Annotated in this window: 4 protein-coding genes and 1 pseudogene; 1 reads left to right on the top strand and 4 read right to left on the bottom strand. The window is 43.0% G+C overall.

Going from position 1 to position 2,924, the window contains the following annotated elements:
• The 4 genes from AC1DRQ_RS30540 to AC1DRQ_RS30525 all read right to left on the bottom strand — a co-directional run.
• Positions 1 to 913: alpha/beta hydrolase family protein (locus AC1DRQ_RS30540; protein WP_477429739.1), on the bottom strand; the 913-nt coding region annotated here is incomplete at its 3' end.
• A gap of 70 nt (positions 914 to 983) precedes the next feature.
• On the bottom strand, positions 984 to 1,565 hold the full coding sequence (locus AC1DRQ_RS30535; RefSeq protein WP_429397521.1) for a Crp/Fnr family transcriptional regulator: 582 nt from the start codon (positions 1,563 to 1,565) through the stop codon (positions 984 to 986).
• A gap of 80 nt (positions 1,566 to 1,645) precedes the next feature.
• Positions 1,646 to 2,170 (bottom strand): O-acetyl-ADP-ribose deacetylase, encoded by a 525-nt coding sequence (locus AC1DRQ_RS30530; protein WP_477429736.1) that lies wholly within the window; start codon positions 2,168 to 2,170, stop codon positions 1,646 to 1,648.
• Positions 2,171 to 2,181: 11 nt separating this feature from the next.
• A complete protein-coding gene (locus AC1DRQ_RS30525; RefSeq protein WP_477429734.1) occupies positions 2,182 to 2,496 on the bottom strand; it encodes a ferritin family protein in 315 nt (104 codons plus the stop codon).
• Positions 2,497 to 2,660: 164 nt separating this feature from the next.
• Here AC1DRQ_RS30525 and AC1DRQ_RS30520 point away from each other — a divergent pair.
• Positions 2,661 to 2,924: pseudogene (locus tag AC1DRQ_RS30520) on the top strand (hypothetical protein); the annotation flags it as partial.

Raw genomic sequence — 2,924 nt, 5'->3', positions numbered from 1 at the left:
CGTCAATGGCTTCCTGCAGCATTACATAATGACCGGTTTTACCCGGATTAACATAATATTGTGAGCCCTTAATAAGCTCATGGTAGCGCAGCGCGTTGGTTTTAACAGGCGCTATACTATCGCTTTGGGAGCCAACAATATAAACCGGACCGGCGATATCCTTAACCTGCTTAGCTGATATAAATCCCGGACCTAAAGCCGGCGAAATAGAAAAGAACGCCTTTATGCGCTTGTCATGCAATCGCGGATAGTTTTTAGCCCCGGCCAGCAGCGTACTGTCGTCAAGATATTTTGCAAGGTTTGGATATTCGGGGATCTCCAGTTCTTTTTTCCCGGCAGTTTTATAATAGGCACGGAGGGCCATAAAATCAAACTTGCCGCCGGCAAGTGCTATAACCGTAAACCCGCCGAACGAAAATCCGGCTGCACCTATTTTATCCTGGTTAATAATCGGTTTAAAATCATGATCGTTCAACAGGCTTGTTAATACAAAGCTAATATCCTGCGGACGCTCCCAGGGTTTTACAAATTCGATGCCGATTTTATTATCATAAGTATTGCCCCAATGGTCAACGGCGGCAACAATAAAACCGCTTTTTACTAAGGCATCGGCCAGCCACTCCAGGCTAAGGCGGCTACCACCCGTACCGTGCGACAGCATGATCAATGGCAGCCTAACTGATAACAGCTTACCATCGCGCACTGTATTTACACGGGTAAAGGGCGAAAAAGCTTTGTCGCTCTGTTTTAGGGTATCGGTTGTGGGATACCAAACTTCGGTAATTAAAAGCCGGTTGCGCTTTTCGTCCTTAAAACGGAAAGTACGCTGCCCAATGTTGGTAGTTAGGTCCTGCGCAAACGTAAAAAGACTGAACAGACTGAGTATAAACGCAGTAAAAATTGATTTGTACATAGTGCTATTGGTTTAAACAGTACAAAACAAGCTATTAAACCCGCTAAAAAGATTGACAATAGTCAATAAATCATTTTTTTGATTTAAGGCGGCTCAGGGTTTCCTGTGATATGCCCAGGTAATCGGCTACGATTTTGCCGGGTAGTCTTTGTATGATCTCGGGCTGGGTTTTCATCAGAATCTGGTAGCGCTCTTTTGAATCCATGGTAATAAGGCTTTCTATGCGTTGAATGGCGGCTATATAATCCTGCTCAAGGCCTATACGGTACATGGTTTCCCAGCCGGGTATCTTGTCCATCAACAGTTGCCGGTCGGCATAACTTAATACCAAAAGTTCTGATGGTTCAAGGCTTTGTATGGCTGCTAATGATGGTTGTTGTTGTATGAAACTGGGGAAAGCGGTTCCAAAATGATCCTCAAATATCAGGAACCTGGTCGACTCATTTCCATCGTCATCAATTAAAAACACCCGCAGACAGCCTTGTATCACAAAAAACAACTGCCTTACAATGCTTCCCTTTTCAACCAGTATCTCGTTGCGTTTGGTTGATTTTGGCTTAAAGCATCTGTCAATCAACTGCTCATGTTCGGCAGAAAGATTGATTTTTCCTTCAAATTGTTTTTTTAATGCCGGGTGCATATATGCTAACATAAGCATTATTTGTTAGCCCCCCACCCCCCTGAAGGGGGAGTTTTTGAAAAGCGGCCTCTCTCTGTCAATAAATAACCCGATCAATATCCCAGCAATTTCTTGTATATCTGATAATTCTCATCATCAAAGCAAACAAATATCACTTGCTTTAAGGTATTATGATCAATCAGATAATCTTTTACCGTTTTTATGGCGATGGCGGCAGCTTTGTCTTTTGGGAAGTGGTAAATGCCCGTGCTGATATTAGGAAAAGCGATGGTTGTTACCTGGTTTTCGGTGGCCAATTTGAGGCTGTTCAGATAGGCAGAGGCCAGTAGTTTATCCTCGCCTTTGCTACCATCGTTATAAACCGGCCCAACAGTATGTATCACATATTTGGCGGGTAAATTACCTGCTATGGTGATCACTGCTTCACCCGTTTTACAGCCACCCTGGCGGTTGCGGATCTGTATACACTCCTCCAATATGGCTTTGCCACCTGCCCGGTGTATGGCACCATCAACGCCACCTCCACCTAATAACGAGGTATTGGCGGCATTTACAATGGCATCAGCCTTAATTTTGGTGATATCGCCCTGTATAAGTTCTATCCTGTTAATGGTCATACTATATGCATTTACTCCGCGGCTTCTTCGCCTTTTGTACCAAGCTTTACAATATCGCCCTTTTGAAATAATATGGCTTTAAGTGTGGTTTGCCAAACCGGTTTTTGTCGCAGTAAAAACTCCAGGTCCATGCCAAAATGTTTAAATTCTTCCTGTTGGGCGTTTTGCATGATAGCTTTGGCGTCTTTATCGGTTTCAACAGCTATGCGCTGTTCGTACCGGTTAATGGCTTCGGCCTCTTCGGTTAAGGATACGATCATCCTGGCAAATGTCCTGGTCTCGGCAGATAGTTCGTGCGCAGGCTCGTGGTATTGATCAAATGACATAATGCTTTTTTTATTGATAAAAACATCAGGAGCAGCTTTTGTTTTGACCAGATGGTATTTAAAAAGGATACAATTTATGTTGTAGGCTAACATTAGCGCTTTACTATATATTTGATATAACAATTGCGTCTTATTATTTTAAACATCGAATCAGGTTATTGCGAATGAAAGAAAAACCTTTATTAGCCCAACCAGCCGTGCTGTCGGCATGGAAAAAATATCGCCACTTATGGAAGATTGCCGAGGTACCTGCCAAGTATGTGCTTTTAAAAGAAGGTGATATTAGCCGTAAGGTTTTTGTGATTGAAAAGGGCAGCATCCGTACCTGGTTTTATCATGATGGCAAGGAAATCAGCTTTCAGTTTTTCTTTGAGGGCGATGTTGTTTCATCTTCTGAAAGTTTTCGTAAACACACCCCAAGTATATTC

The sequence above is a fragment of the Mucilaginibacter sp. P4_E8 genome (assembly GCF_056401495.1).
Note: the sequence above shows the minus strand (reverse complement) of the source record. Positions and strands in the feature narration are given on the sequence as shown.